Annotated in this window: 1 protein-coding gene; it reads right to left on the bottom strand. The window is 59.6% G+C overall.

Features of this window, described 5'->3' with window-relative positions; all coding sequences use genetic code 11:
• Window positions 1-453: 453 nt before the first annotated feature.
• On the bottom strand, window positions 454-1,707 hold the full coding sequence (locus tag ACZ68P_RS36165) for a hypothetical protein (protein ID WP_471013614.1): 1,254 nt from the start codon (window positions 1,705-1,707) through the stop codon (window positions 454-456).
• Window positions 1,708-2,242 lie beyond the last annotated feature (535 nt).

Below are 2,242 nucleotides of genomic sequence, written 5' to 3'. Positions count from 1 at the left end.
CCGAACTCCACGACGCCTTCGTCTCCCTGGCCTGCAGCCTCATCTGCTGGAGACGTCTCAAGAAGCACAACTCATGATCGTGTTACGAGCTCTAACGGCCGTGCTTGACCAGCGATACTGTTGGCCGGGCGGACCGCGGCCAGCACACTCCCGATCCGCTCCGGACGCGTCGACCAGCACGAAAAGACCGCCGATACCTCTCAGACAGAAAGAGCGATCTTCACCGGGCGCCGTCGACAGCACCCGCAACACCGCCGTGAGCTCCGCCTCGCTCCGGCGGGCACGGTGTGTGGGACGAGGGCGGCGGCTCCGAGACCGAGCGGTCGTCGGCCCGGGCGCCCGTACGCACGCGACGCCACGCCTGTACGCGCCTCAAGGGGCACACCCCCACGGGAATTCGCACAGAAGCAGTGCCTCAGAGGCAGAGCTGTACACGAGCTTGTCAGTTGATCTCTACCGTTCCTCTACCGTTCCATAGCTGGTGCCCGTGGCGTCGTCCTCGCCACCGCCGAGGGCGCTGTTGTCCTTCCAGGGCAAAAGTTCCTGGTCACGTCCCGCAGCAAGGACATGGTCCGCTCTACTCCCCGCCACAGGAGCATGGCTCTCACCGCTTTCTGGCCCTCCTCCGTCCAAGAGGCGTGACACCTCTTGGACACTCATACGCTGCACAGGCTTCGCCCTTGCGCCCGGACGGGCCAGCATCCTCTTGACCTCTTCTGGGTCGCGATTCTTCCGGTTTTCCACAATTGCCCGCGCCTCTGCTAGCTGCGCGGCACGACTGTTTTCCGAATATAGCTGCGGACTCCGGTCAAAGACGACTTTCTTCTTACTCACCCAGCGCCTGAACAGTTCCGCGATCTTGGCATGATCGTAGTCGGAGTAGACGGCTATCTTCCCCGGACCAGAAATGCCACCACCTTCCAGCTTCGCGGACTGGCCTGACCCGATAACCACCAGTCCGTACTCTCGCAGAAAATCCTCCATGCGACCGGGATCATCACCCATTTTCAATACCGCGACGCCTTCCACTCCGTACGCGTTTCGGAAAACCTTGAACCATCTCCAGTCGTTTCCATTGGCCGGCGAGAACTTGAGCACCTCATTATTATTCCGGTACAGATCATCCCAAAACTCTTGAACTTCCTGAGGGCTCTTGATCACCTCTGCCGACCGAGCTTCCTTCACAGCTTGGTCCCGGACGGCCCCCACGGCCTGCTGGACGTGGAGCTGAGTGTCCTTGCTCGTGTGGTCGTGAGCGGAATGCGGGTTCTTAAGCGTAACCTCCCTGGAGTGCAAGATCATGGCTTGAGTGAAGAAGACGGCAAGCAAATTCGCTCGACTGGACAACTCTGCCATCCATTGCGAATGGGAGTCCTGGTTCGCACCGAGCAGACCTACGAACACTTCACGGAATTCGCGGCCTTGGACACTCTCCCCCATGAAGTCATAAGCAAGGAAATAGTCTGCGAAATTGGCGGCAGCAAAACCCCAGTGATGCGGAAGGGGCTTCAACCACCACTCGCCGCTTCCTGCAGGACCTCCAAGCAGGTAGTAGGAGAAATACTCGACATCGGGCATCTCTTCCGACCACCCGAAATCTTCCACCAACCCCCGAGAAAGCTCGACGAGTTCAGCGGCAAGATAGGGTGCCGCCTGTTTTACGTAAATCTCGTAGTCATCAGCGGTCACGAATTCGTCGAAGTTCATTCGAACCCTCTCTTTGATCTATCCCGTGGGGGCGATACCGCAGTATCGCCGGAAGCTCTTTTTTGCGTCATGCACATACGGGCAGACATGTGTGAAGAGTTTCCTCGATGGGAGCCCTCAGCCTGATAAACTCCGCCGCTTGATCAATTTCCGTAGCCCCGACTCGAAATTTTTGATCTTGTAGAGGTCGCCGGCGCCGTTCGACAGAGTGCGTTCGACCGATGACAAGGATTCTCAGGCGTGTGCCGCAGATGAAGGTCAGACAGCGGCACTGCACACGGGGACGAGCAGGCTACGGGAGAGCCAGGTCCCCCTGGGTGGCACTCGTGGGCGAGGCGAACATCGGGGACAGCGGCGGCTCCCGCGACCGGGGCTGTAGCTGAGGTTGGCCCTACCGTGACGTCGGGGGAAGAGATGGTCGATCAGCGTGGTCTGGTAGCGATCAGTGAGCCTTTTTCATCCTGCCCCTGAAGGGCTATAAGGCCTGGTCAGCTGGGGTGGTGACGTGGCAGAGCCCCCGGTCGTTGGCGGTGTT

This window comes from Streptomyces sp. NPDC036822 (assembly GCF_055609145.1).
This window is presented reverse-complemented; position numbering and strand designations above follow the sequence as displayed.